The organism is Haloechinothrix aidingensis, from assembly GCF_013450155.1.
Classification (GTDB): Bacteria; Actinomycetota; Actinomycetes; order Mycobacteriales; family Pseudonocardiaceae; genus Haloechinothrix; species Haloechinothrix aidingensis.
This window is the reverse complement of the sequence record NZ_JACCKD010000002.1, coordinates 820,144-837,266: the sequence shown is the minus strand read 5'-3', so window position 1 is coordinate 837,266 and position 17,123 is coordinate 820,144. Positions and strand designations below refer to the sequence as shown.

The following is a 17,123-nucleotide window of genomic DNA, read 5'->3' as shown; positions in this document are numbered from 1 at the left end:
CTTTTTGCTGTTCGTGTGCGTGGTGAGGACCAGGCCCCCGGGAGAGGCGTCGATCACGGCGACGCCTGCCTCTGCCGCGCCGGCGGATACTGTGACGAGCGGCGGGCTACTACCCCGGTCGCCACGATTCACCACGACGACCACGTCGCTCGCGCCCGGTGCGGCTGGAAGCCGGGCAGGGCCGCGACGGGGCGGTAGAGGCCTTTGTGGCGGTTCCGCATCACGCAGCGGAGACGGAGACCTGAACCGGAGGTGGCTGTGACCGACGCGCAGGCGCGAGACGAAGAACGCGAACGTCGGCACCTGGCCGACACGGTGCGTCTGCTTGAAGCGGAACGGGAGCGACTCACCGGCGAGATCGACAGCTCGGCCAGGGATATCCAGGAGCGCAAAGAGCACCTGTGGACGAACCTGCGTGACATGGATTTCGCCGAGAAGGCCAACTACCGCGGTGCTGTGGACATGTCGGTCCGCCTGACCGAGCACGCTGCGATGCTGCGCAAACGCATCGAGCGCCTTCTGGAGTCCCCCTACTTCGGGCGCGTCGACTTCCACGCGGCGGGTGAGCAGGACGCCACCGCCCACTACATCGGTGTGCACAACTTCTCGGACCCCGAGACCCAGGAGATCGTGATCCACGACTGGCGGGCACCCGTGTCCAGCCTGTTCTACGACTTCGAGACGGGTGAGGCGTCGTTCGAGACCCCCGAGGGTACCGCCACCGGCGACATCACGGGCAAGCGCCAGTACAAGATCCAGGGCGGGCGCCTGGAGTTCATGTTCGACAGCGCCCTGAACATCGCCGACGACGTCCTGCAGCGGGAGCTGGGCCAGTCCGCCGACGACAGGATGAAGAACATCGTGGCGACCATCCAGCGGGAACAGAACGCTGTGATCCGCAACGAGACAGCGCAGGTGCTGATCCTGCAGGGTGTCGCAGGCTCCGGGAAGACGTCGATCGCCCTGCACCGGGTGGCGTTCCTGCTGTACCGCTTCAAGGACACCCTCTCGTCCGACAACGTCATGATCCTGTCCCCCCAACAAGGTCTTCGGCGACTACATCGCCGACGTGCTTCCCGAGTTGGGGGAGGAGAAGATCGCGGAGATCGACTTCGACCGGATCGCCGGTAAGTACCTCGCGAAGGTCACAGGTTACGAGACGTTCAGCGAGCATGTCGTCAAGCTGCTCGACCAGGCCGACGAAGCGGCGGCCGAGCGTATGCGCTACAAGGCCACACCCGAATTCGTCGCCGAGCTCGACGCGTGGGTGACCTCGCGTGCGGACGAGGAGTTCGTGCCCGGGGAGATCGAACGCAAGCACAAGCGGCTCTCCGCGCAGTGGGTCGCGGACATGTTCAACGAGTCACCGACCCTTCCGGTCTTCACGCGCCTCGACCGCGTGGCCAACAGCGCTGTTCACCTGCTCAAGAACGAGGTTCAGGACCGGGGTGGCAAGTGGGCGGCCGCCGACACCGCCGGTGTCCGCAAACAGGTCCGGGCGATGTTCCCCTACAAGGACGCGTTCGCGATGTACAAGGCGTTCTATTCCGACCCCGCCCGCCGCGGCATGTTCAAACCACTCGGCAGGAAGAAGATCGAGTACGCGGACGTGTTCCCGCTGATCTACACCATGATCAGAACGTCCAGGCAGGAGAGCTACAGCCATATCCGCCATCTCGTGGTCGACGAGATGCAGGACTACACGCCCGTCCAGTACGCGGTACTGCGCGAGCTCTTCTCCTGCCAGATGACGATCCTCGGCGACTCCAACCAGTCGGTCAACCCGTTCAGCTCCTCGTCACTGACGACGATCCACAGCATCTTCCCGGAGGCCGACTGCCTGGAGCTGTGCAAGAGCTACCGCTCCACGGTCGAGATCACGGAGTTCGCCCAGAACATCTCCAGGAACGACAAGCTCGTCCCGATCGCGCGCCACGGACTACCCCCTCGGGTCGTCGCCTGCGCGGACCGGCACGATCAGCATGCGCGGATCGTGACCCTGATCGAGCAGCACTCCCGCAGCGATCACCGCTCGCTCGGCATCATCTGCAAGACCGTGGCTCAGGCGGAATCGCTCCATCGCGCCCTGTCCGAGGCCGGTGTCGAGCCGACCTTCCTCGACTACGGCAGCACGGCTTTCGCAGGCGGCATCGTCGTCACCTCGGCGCACATCTCCAAGGGGCTGGAGTTCGACGCCGTGATCGTCCCGTACGTGGACGAGGTGAACTACGCCAACGAGATGGACAGGTGCATGCTCTACATCGCATGTACAAGGGCCATGCACGAGCTCCACCTCACCCACGACGGGCGTCTCTCACCCTTCTTGGAGTTCGCCGAGGATCCCACGAGCCACCCCGGCGCCGGCGAGGCCGAGACCGCTCGGGCCCGCGACGGCGCGACAGGAGCACCGGTGGGCTGACCGCGGCAAAGGGACCCCTGCTCGTAGTGCCAGGACGTGTCGTGTCTGTCCAGTTCATATGGCTGCACCGGCAGGGCCCGAGGGAACGCTGCCCGAGATGCGATTCGTCAGCGTGGTATCGGGTCGAGATCGGGTGACTGGTTCGCCGCGACCTCGGGATCGCCGCGGACACTCCCATCACGGTCGATCCACCGTTTGCCGTCCGCGGCGATCCCCTCCAGGATGTGCAGCGTATGCGCAAACCCCGTGGCGTCGAGGTTCATCCTGGAGAATACGTCGGGATTTTCGTCGGGGCCGGAACCACTCACTACCGGCTCTGTAACCCGGATGTTCCTGGTGGGGCCGTTCATCAGGGTCAACTGCAATGCGTAGCCGTACGTGCCGGTCGTGGTCACCCCGACCGAGGAGACCGCGTCGAAGCGGAAGTTGTTCCGCTCCTCGTCGGCTGTCGTGGCTCGTTCGAAGTCGAGCTCCGTGCTGACTTCGCGGACCCCGTCCTGCGTAATCAGGAATACCCGGATGGCGTACTTCGAGTAGCGCCAAGGGCCGCCGCTTACGCGCGCTCGTCTGTAGTGGGCGGCAGGAGTCTGGAGGAAGGCGTGAGCGATGATGTCGCGCCACGCCAGCTGATAGTGTCGCAGTGCGGCATCGAGAATCATGGTTTTGTCGCAGTTCAACCACTTTTCCATCTCGTTCTCGGACGGTCGCGAGGAGTCCAGCTTCTCCTTCCAGCGTCGGTACACTGCGTGTCGCTGTTCCGACTGCCGTTCGTATTCCCGGTGGTCCTCGACCAGCCGCCAGCGCTCACCGATGATGTGCGACCACCGTACCGAGCTCGCGCGCGCACTCACCAGAGCAAGGAGCGTGACGGCCGCCGCAGGCAAGGGGTTTGTTCGGACCGCTGTGACGATGACGTACGACGCTGCGGGTAGCAGGACGAGGAGTGCGAGTGAACAGCTGATCTTCGTGGTCTGCGCGACGCGGTAGTGCTCGCGGTACTCCAGGAGTGTGCCCGTTTTCCAGCGCCGTCTGACATCGCTGACCAGGTGCTGGATCAGCCAATTGACCCGTTCCACATCGACTCGGCTCTCGCGGTAGAGCTCGACGACCTCGTCTCGCAGGGCGTTGCGAATGCCGTTCGTCTGAGCCAGCCACGTTTCCCGATCCGCCGCAGCCGGCACGTACGTGGAGAAATAGTGCTGGAACGATCGGTCGACGCGGTTGGCGAATCCGCCCTCGGGTGTTCGGTTACCCCGCCACCGTCCGAGGTATTCGCGATCCTTGCTGTCGAGCCGTTTCCTCCGGTAGCGCCACTCTAGTCCGTGCCGGGCCGCGACACAGCTGGCGACGAGTGCGAGCAGATAGGCGAGGACAGGCAGCAGTGCCGCATGCGCCAGAACCAACCAGCCGATATACCCTACGGCGAGCACGAACAGGCCGGACCAGCTCATGGCCTGGAAACTGTCCCCGGCGGTGGTGGACTTGCCCGCGGGTTTGCGGACCCGCGGGCCGATCGGGTCGCGGTGAAAGTATGCCCACACACGCTCGCGGCGGTCTCCGCTGAGCCTGGCGCGCTCGGCGGCCTCCCGGGTCTCGGCCCACAGGCTGTCCCTGACACCCGCGGTCAGGACGAGGTCGAGATGGCGGATGATCTTGTCCCGCTGCCGGGGCTGCACGGCGCGCAGCTCCTTGAGCGCTAGCACGGTGTCTTCCCCGGGCTCGGTCAGGCAGTCGAGCAGCTTGCAGATGGCTCGTAGCGCCCACTTCCACTCGTCATCGGCATAGTTGTCGAGGTGTTCCGAGTTACGTCTGAGATTCTGGCGCTCCTCCGGCGTGAGGTCGCGATAGGAGCGTTTGCTGAGCATGGCCAGCATCCAGTGGAATCGGACCTCCCCACCGTCGTATTCGTGGGCGATGGCGTCGTCGATGAGCTCGCGAGCACGGCTGGGGACGCCGTGTTCCAGGTAGCGTACGCCGACCTCGTACTTTTCGCGGGGCGAGGCGTCCGGCAGGAGCTGGTACACAGTGGAGTTGTGCACCTCTTCGGCCTGGATTCCCACGGTGGAGCCGGACTGTGCGGTGTTGTACGTGCCGCGCTCGCTCTTCCCGGTGGTGTCGTTATTCGTGGCGTCGCCGGACTCCGTCATGACAGCCCCTTCGCTGCCGCGATGAGTGACGTGATAGCTGTCGCGAGGCTCGCTACGTCGGCGGTCAGCCCCCGCAACCGGCGCAGTGCCAGCAGGGACTTGCTCGTATCCGCTGGCGTGTCCGTATCCAGAGCCTTACTCGCGATGTCGAGCTCGACCCGTGCCGCCTCGTAGGTTTCGTCGTCGAGCGTGCCTGTGGAGTGTTCGCGCCTGAGGTTGTCACGAAAGGCGTTGAGCTCGGCGAGGAGACTGGTGACCGTCGACGCCGGTGGCTCCGCACCCATCCGGACGGTGCTGTGGGTGACATGTGCGGCCTGGATGCCCACCGATCCGGACGAGTAGTTGTTGACGGTGCCGGTGCCGTTCCCGTTTGTACGTTCGTGCATCGCGATGTGCTCCCGTTCGTTGGTCAGTTCCTCCGCCAGCCGGGCGGCGAACGCGGCAGCGTTCGCCGCTGCCTGTGGTTGCCAGATGTTGTCGCCGCTACTCGTCTTGCTTCCGTCGGCTGTATCGCTGATGCCGCGTATGACGGCCACTGGAGAGCCGTTCAGGTGACCGGCCTGTGCCACGCCTGCGGCTTCCATCTCGATCGCCATCGCGTCGTTGTAGTGTTGCCGAATCCATTTCGCCTCGTACGAGACACGGGAGTTCTGTACGACCTCACCTGCGGCTATCGCCCCGAAGTGGACGCGGGGCGTGCGGGCGCCCTGCGGCACATCGGTTGTCCAATCACCGGTCCGGCTCGGATGCGAGGCGAGCTGACTGACCTCGTGTGCCACTTCCCAGACCCTCGGTCGCGCTTTGAGCCCCTCGTCGTCGTTCGTGCCGCCGTGGTACGCATAAACGTGCGTTGCCACCACGACGTCGCCCAGCGGGGTGGCGTCCCACAACGCACCGGCGACGCCGACGAACAGTACGGCCACCGGCGAGAACTCCTGTATCGCTCGCTCGGCGAGAACGGCTGCGGGATGATTGCCCTTGCCGGTGAGTCCGAGCGCCACCCGGCATGTGCTGTCGTGTAGATTGCCGACCTCGAAAAGCGTGCCCCTGTCGTGACGGTGTACCTGCGGTTCGACCAATTTCCGTCGGACGGCTTCGTACTCGAGATTGAAGGCGGTGAGAATCACCGTCAGGTCTTCCGTCATCGGTCCCCCTCGTTCGTCGTCGATGAGTCGGGTCGGATCAGCGGCGGGTGCAGGACGTTCCGTGGCCCGGCCTGGAACAGCCGCGCCGGCCGTCCCTTCGTGGACCTACGATCCGGGCCGGCCGGAACAATGAAGCCAGGCACTCCCTGGACCTTTCGATAAAAGTTCCGGGGGTCAAGTCGGACACCCCAGACTGCCTCATAGACCTGTTGCAGTTCGGAGATCGTGAAGGTCCGGTCACAGAAGGCGGTGGCCAGCGCGGAATGCTCTAGTTTGCTCCTGGCACGCTCCACCCCGTCGGTAACGATCTGGCGATGGTCGAAGGCCAGCTTCCGGTGCCCGGACAGGATTCCCTCGACCGGTTTCCAGGAGGCGTCTGCCGCGTCGGTGCCCGCTGCGGGATCAGGAAGGCCGGGTGCGATCGCCAGGTACGCCACGGAAACGACCCGGCCGCGTGGATCGCGGCCGGGCAGCCCGTATGCGCCCAACTGCTCCAGGTGCAGCCGCGAAGTATCGAGGCTCGCTTCCTCCTGCAGCTCGCGCCGGGCTGCATCCGGGATGTCCTCGCCTGCGTTGTTGAGGAAGCCCCCGGGCAGAGCCTGAGCACCCTCGTACGGCTCGATGCCGCGCTCCACGAGCAGGACGTGAAGTTCCGCGGCTCGCAGCGTCAGGATGACGAGATCGACCGCGATCAGGACGGCCGGGGGCGACCAGGGCTCGTCGGACATGACGGCGAGTGTATCTTCTTGTCAAGAAGACAGGAAGTCCTTTTCGTGCGAACACCGGACTGGGAAGGTCCCTGACCTGGCCGGAACGCTCCTTCGTGTGCTGTTGATCTGGATCCCTGCCCGCGGTGCCGGAATATGCCTGGTTTGTCGGTTTCCTGTGGCAGTGTCAGCAGGATGGCTGAGCGGCGAGCGCGGGCGAGAACGTATTTCATGCGGCCGACGACAATCCCGATAATTCTTGTTGTCGAGCACTGACAAATATTCCCCCGTCAGGTCTTCGTTGTGACAAGAGGCTAGTCGGGATCGAATTCTGGTGTCCGCGCCTGACAACTTTGCGAACGTTGTCGAGTGCGCCGTGGACATGTCTTGCAGCGCGCGTGTGGAGCTGGTTACGTTCCTGCTCAGCGGCGAACAACGTGGTCGTCGCGAGTGTAGGTGCTTCGGGGCTCTTCGAAGCGCGAGAAAAGCGGACGTAGTACTGGTTATCCGGTGAACAAGCGCGCGAAAAATTGTGGTCCGGCTTTGCCGAGAACGAGTTGCGAGGTTCGGGTCGATACTTTTTCGTGTGCGGACGGAAGGATTTTTCATTGAGTAGCCGTAATGGTTCGAAGAGATTTGCCGCGGGCTTGACGGCCGCGGGTAGTGCGGGAGTGATAGCGGCGGGGCTGATGGTCAGCGCCGGCGTCGGTAGCGCCGAGACGGCCACACTGTCCGTGGACTACGAGTGCCCGTTCCCGTTGATCGGCGTGCAGCCGATGACGGTCGACATCACCGCGGAGATGCCGTCCTCGATCGAGGTGGGCGAACCCACGCCGGAGTTCGAGATCGATGCGGTGTCAACCGTGGATGAGGAGGCCACGGAGGGGTTACAGCTGGTCGGGGCGGAGACGGTCGAGGGTACCGCGGACGCGGACTCGCTGGTCACCGCGCCGGAGCTGGACCTGCCCATCACGGTGCCGATGAATATCCCGCAGCAACCGGTGCCCGACTCCGGGGAGCTGGTGGTCGACGCACACGGCTCGGCTCCGTCGATCACCTTCGACGAACCGGGCACCGCGACCATCGAGGTGCATGACCTGCTGCTGACGATGACGCCGCGCGACGGCGACGGCAACGAGACCGGTCTGGGCACCTTCGAGTCCGAGTGCACCCAGCTCGACGGGCAGGACAACGTCCTGCACGAGTTCGAGATCACCGAAGGCGGCGGAGACGGCGGCGTCGAGGACGGCGGTGCGGACATCGGCGGTGCCGACGACGGTGGTGCCGACGACGGTGGCGTCGACGACGGTGGTGCCGACGACGGTGGTGCCGACGACGGTGGCGCCGACGACGGTGGTGAAGTCGGTGGCGAGGCCGACGGCGACATCGGCGGCGAAGTCGGTGGCGAAGTCGGTGGCGAGACCGGCGGAGATGACGGCGGCGACGAAGGCGGCGACGATGGCGGCCAGCCGGGCGACCCCGTTGAGATCAGCTACGGCATCACCGGCGAGTCCTACATCAACGGCGCGGATGGCACGGTCCCGCTCAACGGGGGCATCGACGCGCGTATGGACCTGGCGACCGGCACGTACGAGGCGGACCTGACCCTCGACGACACGAGCGGCACGTTCACCATCATGGGCTTCATGCAGGCAGACGCGGACGTCGCGTTCGAGCAGACCCGCGCGACGACCGGCACGCTCGACAACGACGGCAACCTCACCTCCAGCTCGGAGATGTACGTCTACCTCACCGAGGTCAGCACGTTCGGGTTCCCCATCGGTGGCGGTCCGGACTGCCGGACCGTGGAGCCGGCCGTCATCGACCTGTCCGGCTCGGGATTCGACCCCTTCGACGGAGGCACGCTGACCGGCGAGTACGAGCTGCCCGAGTTCGAGAACTGCGGCGAGTTCACCGGCGACATCATCAGCATGATGGCTTCCGGTCCCGGCAACACCATCGAGCTGACCCTCTCCGAAGGTGAGGGCGGCGACAACGGCGCCGAGACCGGCGGGGACAACGGCGCCGGCGATGTCGGTGGCGGCGACTTCGGTGACATCGGCGGCGGTGACTTCGGTGGCGACGAGACCGGCGATGTCGGCGGCGGTGACTTCGGCGGCTTCGGCGGGTTCTTCTAAGAAGTCGCGTCCGTAACGGTGACGCAGCGCGCCCGGACCCGCCCGCAACGTGGCGGGGCCGGGCGCGCTACACCCCCGGCCGTTACGCGGGCCGGATGGCGTTGCTGTTACCCGCGCCGCATCGGATACGTTGGCTGTCCAGTCGCGCAGGCAACGGTCTTCGGGGAGACCGCGGCCGCGAGGAACGCAGGGAGGTAGAGCGTGGACGACACGGGGACCCGGGACGCGCGGCCCGGCTCTCGGCCGCTGTCGCGCACCTCGCGGATCGTCGTCGCCGTCGTGGCCTGCGTGCTCGCCGCTGCCGTCACGTTCCATCTCGCGATGGCGTTCTTCCACGTGGCCCCCTCGAACGTGGTGAGCCGGGAGTACGACGACACGATCGACGACTACATCTACCCCGAGTTCCGGCAGAACTGGAAGCTTTTCGCTCCCGAACCCATACACATCAACCGGGAGGTGCACGCTCGAGCGCTGCTCCGGGATGCCGACGGCACAGCCGAGACATCGGAATGGATCAACGTCACCGCGGCCGAGATCGAGGCCACACGGGGCCATCCGGCGCCGAGCCAGACACGAAACCAGCTGCGCAAGGCCTGGCGCACGTTGCTCAACTCCCTCGATGACGACAACCGGCCGCGCAACGAGTTCGGTGAGGTCACAGCCGACTACATCAAACGGGTCGCGCTGCTGCGGATGAGCGCCGAGCTAGACATCGACATGATCGAGCGCGTGCAGCTGCGCGCCGTGACCACCCGGGTACCCGAACCGGAATGGAGCGAGCGGTCCATCGACGGCGAGCCGGATCACCGGGTGCTGCCGTGGTGGACCGTACGCGAAGGCGACTTCCCGGAGGGCAGCACCCGATGAGCATGCCGCCGGAGAGCGACACCGTCTGGAGCCGGTACGCCGGGCGGGTCACGCGATACGCTCTCGGCCCGTACCAGACCGCCGTCGTGCGAATCGGCGCCGCCGCCACCGTGCTGCTCATCCTCCTGCGCGAGTGGCCCAACCGGCGCGAGCTCTACGGCCCGGACGGCACCTTCTCCCATGCGCTCGCCGAGCGCCGTGTCGACCTCAACGGCGCGTTCACGGCACTGTTGTGGTCGGACAGCATGGTGTGGTTCGAGATCGGCTATGCCTTCGCGATCGTCGCGAGCATCGCCATGCTGCTCGGCTGGCGCACCCGAGCTGTCGCGGTGCTGTTCATGCTCGCTGTGCTCTCGGTGCACAACCGCAACGCGTTCGTCGGGGACGGCGGCAACAACCTCATCCATCTGCTGGCCATCTACCTGGTCGGCACCCGGTGCGGACTGGTGTGGTCACTGGACGCGCGCCGCACCCGGCGTCACCCCGGCCGTCCGGACCCGACCGGCCCCGCGCTGTGGGTAGTGCTGGGCATCGCCCTGGCCGTGGTGTCGGTACTCGGGTACGCGGGATTGGTATGGGCGGTGGTGTTGTGGTCGCTGTGGCTGGCGCACGGCGTGTGGTGGGTAGTGTGCCGGTACGGCGCCGGTGAGCTGCGCACCGTCCTCGACATGATCTCCAACCTCGTGCACAACAGCGTGCTGCTGGTGATCATGGTGCAGATGTGCCTGCTGTACGCCGCGGCAGGCTGGTACAAGATCCAGGGCAACCGGTGGCAGGACGGCACGGCCGTCTACTACCCGTTGCAGGTCGACGCGTTCAACCCGTGGCCAGCACTGTCCGAGCTGATCTCCGGGCACGCCGTGCTGATCCTGTTGCTGACCTACGGGACCGTCCTGATCCAGGTGGCGTTCCCGTTCACCCTGTTCAACAGGCGGGTGAAGAACGTGGCGCTCGTGGCGCTGATCGCCGAGCACATCGGCATCGCGGTTGTGCTGGGACTTCCCTTCTTCTCGCTCGCGGTGATCGCGGGTGATCTGGTCTTCGCGCCGACCGCGGCCCTGCTGTGGGTCGAGCGCAGGCTAACCGGCAGGCGAGAAGCCAGGAGGGACGGACGGCAGGCCGCGGTAACCGGTCCGCGCGAGCGCGGTGCTCCCGCCGAGCCCGCCGGGGTCGTGAGCTCGTAGCGTGCCCGTTGACCGAGCGGGATCGGTTCCCTAGTGTCGGCCTTCTCATCCGGGGTCGTCGACGCAGGCCCACAACGAGCGTCCGCGTCATTCGGGGGTGACAGCGTTGGCCGCTGAACGCAGCCAGCCGTCCGAGGATCCGGCGACGCCGCGCGCCTCCGCGGTTCACGCGACCACCGCACAGGACATCTACGGGCAGATCGACCCCGACCAGTTCGCCAGGCACATCAGGCCGATCGCGAGGCGGATGGTCAAGGACATGATCAATGAGATCCGTGTGGGGGTTCCGGAGTACGACCTCCCGCTCGAGGGAGAGTTCGGCAAGACCATCGTGACCAGCGTCGAGAAGGCCGTTCACCAGGTCATCGACAATCTGGGCAAGCCGGACGCGGACCGGTCCGAGTGGGACGAGTGGTTCCGGCACGTCGGCCGTACCCAGTTCTACTCGGGATGGTCGATGGATGCCATGCAGTCGGCCATCCGCATCGGCGCGCAGGTCGCCTGGCGCCACCTGCGGGTGTCCGGGGAGTCGCTCGGTGTATCGGCCGACACGTTGTTCACCTTCGCCGACGCGCTGTTCAAGTACACCGACGAGCTCGCGGCCGTGGCCATATCCGGCTTCACCGAGGCCCGGGCCCGTTCGAGCAACACCATCGAACGCAGGCGGCTGGAGCTGCATCGGCTGCTGCTGTCCGAGGATCCCGCTACACACCAGGCCATCGCCGAACTGGCTCGCGCTACCGACTGGCCGTTACCCGAGCACGTGGGGGTCGTCGCGCTCGAGCACGGGACGCGCCAGTTCGCCCTGCCCGATCCGGAGCTGGGCCGCGATACGCTCGTCGACCTGGAGAGCGGCTCGCCGAGCCTCATCATGCCCGACCCTGAGCGGCACGTGAGCCTACTGGAGGCGCAGTTCGGTGGTCGCACGGTGGCCATCGGCCCCATCGTCCCGGTACGGCAAGCGCACCGATCGTTCACCTGTGCCCGGCGCGCGCTGGAGCTGGCCGCGCGCGGTGTGCTGCCCGCGGAACACGTCATCCGGTGCACCGATCACCTGGCCAGTTTGGTGATCAATGCGGACGAGTTCCTCCTCGACCGCATCACCGAGCATGCCCTTGCCCCACTGGACTCCCTCACGGTCAAGCAGCGCGCACGGCTGTCCCGGACGCTGCTGGCGTGGCTCGGAGTCAACGACGGATGCGTCAACGACATAGCCGGGCAACTGGGCGTTCACCCGCAGACCGTGCGCTACCGGATGGGCAGGCTCCGCGAGCTGTTCGGCGATCGCCTCGACGACCCGGAACAGCGGCTGTGGCTCGAGATGGCCCTACGCTGCCGGACAGGCGACGGCACGGAAACACCCGGCTAGTACCGGTTCCCGCGCGGTGTGTTCGTCACGGCCTGCGCGGCAGCGCACGTACCGCGGCTCCCACATGCGCGGCCTGCCGTCCGGATGCCGTGGATCTACTCAGTATCTGACAACGACGAGAAGCGAAAGCCGGAATCCTGTACGGATTCTCGCCGACCGGAACGCGATGCCGGTTGACGGTCCGAGTGAGGCTCCCATAGCTTTCTGGCGACATCCCTCGTTGTCGAGGTCCAATTCAGATCGGGTATCGCACGGCAGGAAAGGGGCGGGACGGGTGGATTCTCGGTACCGGTGACGCTGTTGCGGTGTGAACGCGACGAACCGGCTTGCGTTGTCCAAGGGGGGAGCGCGAGCGGGATGTGCTCGCGACGGCCGAGTGTGTTCGCTGTCCGATGAGGACCTCGATATGTCGGGGAACGACCGGACGGGGTGTCCACGTATCGCTACGGTGCGCGCACCGGCGAGAAGGCGCCGTGCCGGCGGGTGCGGAGCAGGAGGCAGCGCATGAACACGGGCGAGGCGACCTCGGCAGGCGCCGTGCTCGGCGGCGCTCGCGTGATATCCCGGCTGCCGGGGGTAGTCGCGTGAGCCGGTTCCTGTTCGTCGTACCCCCGTTCGCGCGCCACATCCGCCCTACGGTCGGGGTGGCTGGTGAGCTGGCCACCAGGGGACACGATGTGGCGTGGGTGGGTGAGGCGGACGCGCTCGCGACGGTCCTGCCGGGCTGGGCACGAGTGCACGGCTGCGCCGCGGCGCCGGTCCGGCCGCGCCCCGACCGGCTCGGCGGGTCCGATGCCGTGCAGCACCTGTGGGAACGGGTGCTCGTGCCGATCACCGAGACGATGGTCTCCGGGGTCGAGAATGCCGTGCTCGCCGAGCGGCCCGACGTGCTCGTCGCCGACCAGCAGGCCTTCGCGGGGGCACTTGTCGCCGAACGCATGGGGATCCCGTGGGCCACGTCGGCAGCCTCCTCGGCCGAGCTCACCGGGCCGCGCGGGTACTCGCCCCAGGTCCGCGACTGGGTCCGGGGTCACCTGGATGCGCTGCGGGCACGGTTCGGCGACGCGGCGCGCACCGGGGACGTGCGTTTCTCCCCGTACCTCGTGCTCGCCTTCACGTCACCCGCACTGGCCGGTGACCGGGTGGCGAGCGACGTCGTGCAGTTCGTCGGTCCGGTGCGGCGTGAGCGCACCGGACCCACCGACTTCCCGTGGCAGTCGATCGACGGGGAGCATCCCCTCGTGTACATCACCCTTGGCGCCGTCGGCGGTGCGGCGAGTGAACGGTTTCTCGCGGAGTGCGTGCGGGCCTTACGTGCGCGTCCCCGCATGCGGGCGGTGATCGCCGATCCGGCCGGAGCGCTCGGCGAGGTACCGGGAAACGTCGTCGTCCGCGACCGGGTCCCGCAGCGCGAGCTGCTCGACCACGCCGATGTGGTGCTCTGCCACGGTGGGCACGGCACGGTCTGCGAGGCGCTGAGCCGCGGTTTGCCGCTTGTCGTCGCGCCGGTCAGGGACTGCCAGCCGATCGTCGCCGAGCAGGTCGAGCAGGTCGGTGTCGGCACGCGGTTGCGGTTGACGCACGCCCGTGCCGAGCACATCGGCGACGCTATCGACGCGACTCTCACGGACCCGTCGTACCGGAGGGCGGCAGGCGAGGTCGCGATGTCGTTCCTCGGCTCCGGCGGGGAGCGAGCAGCAGCCGACCGGCTCGAGCTGGTCTCGCGCACGCACCCCTCCCCGAACCTTCCTGGTGGCCGGGACCCCTCGCCGCTCTGAGGCCGCAGGCGCTGTTCGTGTCCGGATGCGCAAGTTCGCCGCGCCCGTTGTGCGAGCGTGACAGGTCCGGCCGTGTGGCCGTGCCGCTCGATGCGAACCCATTGACCGTGTGTGGTCCCCGACCGCCTAATGAGTTGACGTGTCAGGGGCGATACTCGCAGGAGGGCGCTGCGGCATGGCATCCGAGTACGTGGCCTTCAGCACGCTCGTCGATCACGCTCCGGCGAGGTTGTGGGAGGTAATCGGTGATCCCGAGGTGTACCCGCGTTTCCTCGCGGGTATCAGCCTCTGCGAACGGGTCCCGGCTGCCGGCTCGCAGCACGGTACGACGTATCGCGTCCGGGTCGACCGTGGCTCGGGCGGGGTGACCGACCACTGGGTGCAGGCCCTGATCAGCAGGCCCGCGGAGAAGCTGGTCCTCGCCGGTGTACCGGACACCGGGTCGTGGGTATCGGTCCATTTCTCCGCGCTCGGTGCCGGGCGCACCAGGCTCGCGTTCGTGTTCTTCAACCCGAACCTGCCGGTCCCGGGTGGTGCGGGGTGGACGCGGGCCAGGATCAAGTCGTGGGCGCGGGCCGGTGTCGACCGTATCCGCGCCTATCTCGCCCGCGAGCCGGGTACGGATCTGGTCAACCGGGGCGCGTACGGGACCCGGTCCGGCGTGCTGCGTACGTTGCTGCGATCCGGTGTGCTCGCGCCCGGCGGGCCCGGGCGGATGCTCGGTCAGCTGACGTCGGTGGCCAGGTGGGGCTACACGCTGGTAGGCGGGTACGGCGCCGCCGCGGCGCGGGTGCCGGAGCGGACCGCGCTGATCGACGGGACGTCCACGCGCACCTACGGCGAGCTGGAACACCGCACGGAGCGGCTGGCCGCCGGTCTCGCCGGTCTCGGGCTCGGTCCGGGCAGCACGGTCGGCCTGCTCGCCCGCAACCACGCCGCGATGGTCGAGAGCATGCTGGCCTGCGGCAAGCTGGGGGCCTCTGTCGTGTTGATCAACATCGCGCTCGCCGGTCAGCAGGTGGTCGATGCCGTCGGTGAGCACGGGGTGGACACGGTGATCCGCGACGACGAGTTCTCTTCACTCGTACGCTATCTCCCGCAGGACGTGCGGCAGGTCAGCACCGCGGCGCATCCGGACGGTTCCGGGCAGCTGAGCATGCGCGCGTTGAGTACCGGGGTGACGCACGCCGTTCCGGAACGGCCACCCCGGGCGGGGACGGTGGTCGTGATGACCTCGGGGACCAGCGGAACCCCGAAAGGCGCGCGGCGTCCGGCGTCCAGGGGGCTCGCCAGTATCGCGGGGATCCTGTCGCGGATCCCGCTGCAGGCTGGCGAGCGCATGCTGATCTCGGCGCCGATCTTCCACGCCTGGGGTTTGGCGGGGTTGCAGATCAGTACGCCGCTGCGCGCGACGGTCGTGCTGCAGGAGCGCTTCGACGCCGAGGAATGCCTGCGGATGATCGCCGAGCAACGGTGCACCACGCTGTTCGCCATCCCGATCATGCTGCGCAGGATCCTGGACCTTCCCGAGGACGTGCGCTCCGCCTATGACACGTCGAGCCTGCGCATCGTCGCCAGCAGCGGCTCGGCCCTGTCCGGCGCGCTGGTGACCGAGTTCATGAGCGTCTTCGGCGACATCCTCTACAACTTCTACGGGTCCACCGAGGTGTCCTGGGCCGCGGTTGCCGATCCCACGGACCTGCGGGCCGCCCCGACGACGGCGGGCAGGCCGCCACTGGGTACGCGGCTGGGGGTTCTGAATATCGAGGGCAGGCCCGTACCGCCCGGTGCGACCGGGCGCATCTTCGTCGGCAACGAGATGCTGTTCGAGGGCTACACCGACGGGGGTAGCCGCGAGGTCCGCGACTCCCTGATGGATACCGGCGATCTCGGCTACATCGACGCGGACGGGCGCCTGTTCGTGTCGGGCAGGCAGGACGAGATGGTGATCTCCGGCGGGGAGAACGTCTTTCCGCGCAGCGTCGAGGAGGCTCTCGCCTACCTGCCGCAGGTGGCGGACGTGGCTGTGGTCGGCGTCGACGACGAGGAGTTCGGCCAGCGCCTGGCCGCCTATATCGTGCTGCACGAGGGGTCCCGGCTCGACGACGAGCTCGTGCGGGCCTACATCCGGCACCGGCTACCGCGCTTCGCGGTGCCACGCGACGTCGTCTTCGTCGACGAGTTGCCCCGTAACCCGACGGGAAAGATCCTCAAGAACAGGCTGGTGGAGACGCAGTGGCTGGCGCGGAGAGGGTGAACCGGCCCGCGGAGCCCTCCGCCGCGTTCCCGGCATCCCCGCTGCCGGCCCCGCACGGTTGTTCTCGCGCGATGACAATCCCGGGTGTGCGATTTCGCGTTTACGTGACAACAATGCGCCGCTTCTACCCGTGAGGTGAGCGGGATTCTGTGACGTATTGTGACCCGTGTGGCCCCTCGATAGAGTTTCTCGCGACAGCGCCATTCTGATCCATTTAGGATCGCCGCGAGTCGGTCCCGGCTGTGCTCGGTGTTCGAGGGATGGGGGAAGTCACGCGCATGGGACGAGTCCGGTCACGAGCCGTCTCGACGAGGGCTGCGGCAGCGGCGTTCGCCACGGTGGCCCTCGCCTGTGCCGCGGTCGGCGTCGCGGACACCACCGGAATCGGCACGATCCCGGTGGCCGCCGAGGGCACGCCTGCCAGTGACCCGTCGGCGGGAAGCGACGACGGTACCGGCGAGGCGGAGGAGTCGGGCGTCGCGGCTGAGCAGGCGAATCCGGGAATCGAGCTGGAGGTCTCGTTCGACGTGGACTCGGTGTCGCGGATCGCGGCGTTCGACTCCGAGCTGCATCTGGAACGGGGCCGGTTCGACGGGGTGATCTACGAGGAGGACGGGGAGAACAAGCTGCGCGGGGACCTGGACATCCCTGCCTCCGACGGGTACTTCGTGGCGTTCGACTTCATGCCGGTCACCAGCACCGTAGAGCTGCTACAGCACGAGGAGGTCACCGGGACGAGCGAGCTCGACCTGGTCAACCAGCGGGCGCACGTCGAGATGGAAGCCGAGCTGTTCGTGGCGCTGAGCGACGTCCGGCAGGACGGGATTCCGCTGCGCGTCGGCGACGAGTGCCGCACGCGAGTTCCCGCGACGATCGAGATCACGGGGTGGGTGAACCTGGTGGAAGGAGCCGAGAGCGAGATGGACCAGTCGGTGTACGCGATCCCGACCTTCACCGGATGCGGGTCGGCCGAGGACCTGGACCCACTCATGACGGGCCTCGTCGCGGGAGAGGGAAACCTGCTCGACACGACCCTGACGACGCGATGCGTGGCGACGTGCCCGGTTCGGGAGTGAGGTCCGTGCGGACACCGTGCGGCGGCCGCGCGACGA

The 17,123-nt window shown here is 67.1% G+C and carries 12 protein-coding genes; 9 read left to right on the top strand and 3 right to left on the bottom strand.

The genetic code is table 11. The annotated features are described in order from the left end of the window. Positions 1–258 precede the first annotated feature (258 nt). Positions 259–1,131 (top strand): helicase domain-containing protein, encoded by an 873-nt coding sequence (locus tag H0B56_RS22585; RefSeq protein ID WP_219632405.1) that lies wholly within the window; start codon positions 259–261, stop codon positions 1,129–1,131. Next, positions 1,070–2,419: a HelD family protein gene (locus tag H0B56_RS23445; protein ID WP_219632404.1), complete on the top strand. Its 1,350-nt coding sequence runs from the start codon at positions 1,070–1,072 to the stop codon at positions 2,417–2,419. The genes H0B56_RS22585 and H0B56_RS23445 overlap by 62 nt, the downstream gene beginning before the upstream one ends. 107 nt (positions 2,420–2,526) lie before the next feature. Here the strand turns inward: H0B56_RS23445 and H0B56_RS08230 are convergent, their stop codons facing one another. The 3 genes from H0B56_RS08230 to H0B56_RS08220 are packed head-to-tail and all read right to left on the bottom strand — an operon-like array spanning position 2,527 to position 6,439. Further along, positions 2,527–4,566 carry a hypothetical protein gene (locus H0B56_RS08230; RefSeq protein WP_180892297.1) on the bottom strand — a complete coding sequence of 680 codons (2,040 nt, stop codon included), beginning with the start codon at positions 4,564–4,566 and terminating at the stop codon, positions 2,527–2,529. Next, the gene (locus tag H0B56_RS08225) at positions 4,563–5,711 is read right to left on the bottom strand and encodes a 5'-methylthioadenosine/S-adenosylhomocysteine nucleosidase family protein (protein ID WP_180892296.1); all 1,149 of its coding nucleotides are present in this window, start codon (positions 5,709–5,711) and stop codon (positions 4,563–4,565) included. The genes H0B56_RS08230 and H0B56_RS08225 overlap by 4 nt, the downstream gene beginning before the upstream one ends. Next, a complete protein-coding gene (locus tag H0B56_RS08220) occupies positions 5,708–6,439 on the bottom strand; it encodes an NUDIX hydrolase (RefSeq protein ID WP_180892295.1) in 732 nt (243 codons plus the stop codon). The genes H0B56_RS08225 and H0B56_RS08220 overlap by 4 nt, the downstream gene beginning before the upstream one ends. A gap of 587 nt (positions 6,440–7,026) precedes the next feature. On the opposite strand from H0B56_RS08220, the gene H0B56_RS08215 reads away from it, so the two are divergent. From H0B56_RS08215 to H0B56_RS08185, 7 genes are all read left to right on the top strand, one after another. Then, positions 7,027–8,556 carry a DUF6801 domain-containing protein gene (locus H0B56_RS08215; RefSeq protein WP_180892294.1) on the top strand — a complete coding sequence of 510 codons (1,530 nt, stop codon included), beginning with the start codon at positions 7,027–7,029 and terminating at the stop codon, positions 8,554–8,556. Positions 8,557–8,757: 201 nt separating this feature from the next. Further along, positions 8,758–9,423 (top strand): DUF5819 family protein, encoded by a 666-nt coding sequence (locus tag H0B56_RS08210; protein WP_180892293.1) that lies wholly within the window; start codon positions 8,758–8,760, stop codon positions 9,421–9,423. Beyond that, positions 9,420–10,607 (top strand): HTTM domain-containing protein, encoded by a 1,188-nt coding sequence (locus H0B56_RS08205; RefSeq protein ID WP_219632403.1) that lies wholly within the window; start codon positions 9,420–9,422, stop codon positions 10,605–10,607. Before H0B56_RS08210 ends, H0B56_RS08205 begins: the two co-directional genes overlap by 4 nt. Before the next feature lie 106 nt (positions 10,608–10,713). Next, a complete protein-coding gene (locus H0B56_RS08200) occupies positions 10,714–11,976 on the top strand; it encodes a PucR family transcriptional regulator (protein WP_180892292.1) in 1,263 nt (420 codons plus the stop codon). Positions 11,977–12,560: 584 nt separating this feature from the next. Next, the gene (locus H0B56_RS08195) at positions 12,561–13,754 is read left to right on the top strand and encodes a nucleotide disphospho-sugar-binding domain-containing protein (protein WP_180892291.1); all 1,194 of its coding nucleotides are present in this window, start codon (positions 12,561–12,563) and stop codon (positions 13,752–13,754) included. Positions 13,755–13,929: 175 nt separating this feature from the next. Continuing rightward, positions 13,930–16,011 (top strand): AMP-binding protein, encoded by a 2,082-nt coding sequence (locus H0B56_RS08190; RefSeq protein WP_180892290.1) that lies wholly within the window; start codon positions 13,930–13,932, stop codon positions 16,009–16,011. A gap of 278 nt (positions 16,012–16,289) precedes the next feature. Then, entirely contained in the window at positions 16,290–17,087 is a 798-nt protein-coding gene (locus tag H0B56_RS08185) for a hypothetical protein (RefSeq protein ID WP_180892289.1), read from the top strand. Positions 17,088–17,123: the final 36 nt, after the last annotated feature.

Bases quoted from the DNA above. Each gene is read 5' to 3' on its own strand.
- H0B56_RS08230 (WP_180892297.1), bottom strand. From the start codon at position 4,566: ATGACGGAGTCCGGCGACGCCACGAATAACGACACCACCGGGAAGAGC.
- H0B56_RS08225 (WP_180892296.1), bottom strand. From the start codon at position 5,711: ATGACGGAAGACCTGACGGTGATTCTCACCGCCTTCAATCTCGAGTAC.
- H0B56_RS08220 (WP_180892295.1), bottom strand. From the start codon at position 6,439: ATGTCCGACGAGCCCTGGTCGCCCCCGGCCGTCCTGATCGCGGTCGAT.
- H0B56_RS08205 (WP_219632403.1), top strand. From the start codon at position 9,420: ATGAGCATGCCGCCGGAGAGCGACACCGTCTGGAGCCGGTACGCCGGG.
- H0B56_RS08190 (WP_180892290.1), top strand. From the start codon at position 13,930: ATGGCATCCGAGTACGTGGCCTTCAGCACGCTCGTCGATCACGCTCCG.
- H0B56_RS08185 (WP_180892289.1), top strand. From the start codon at position 16,290: ATGGGACGAGTCCGGTCACGAGCCGTCTCGACGAGGGCTGCGGCAGCG.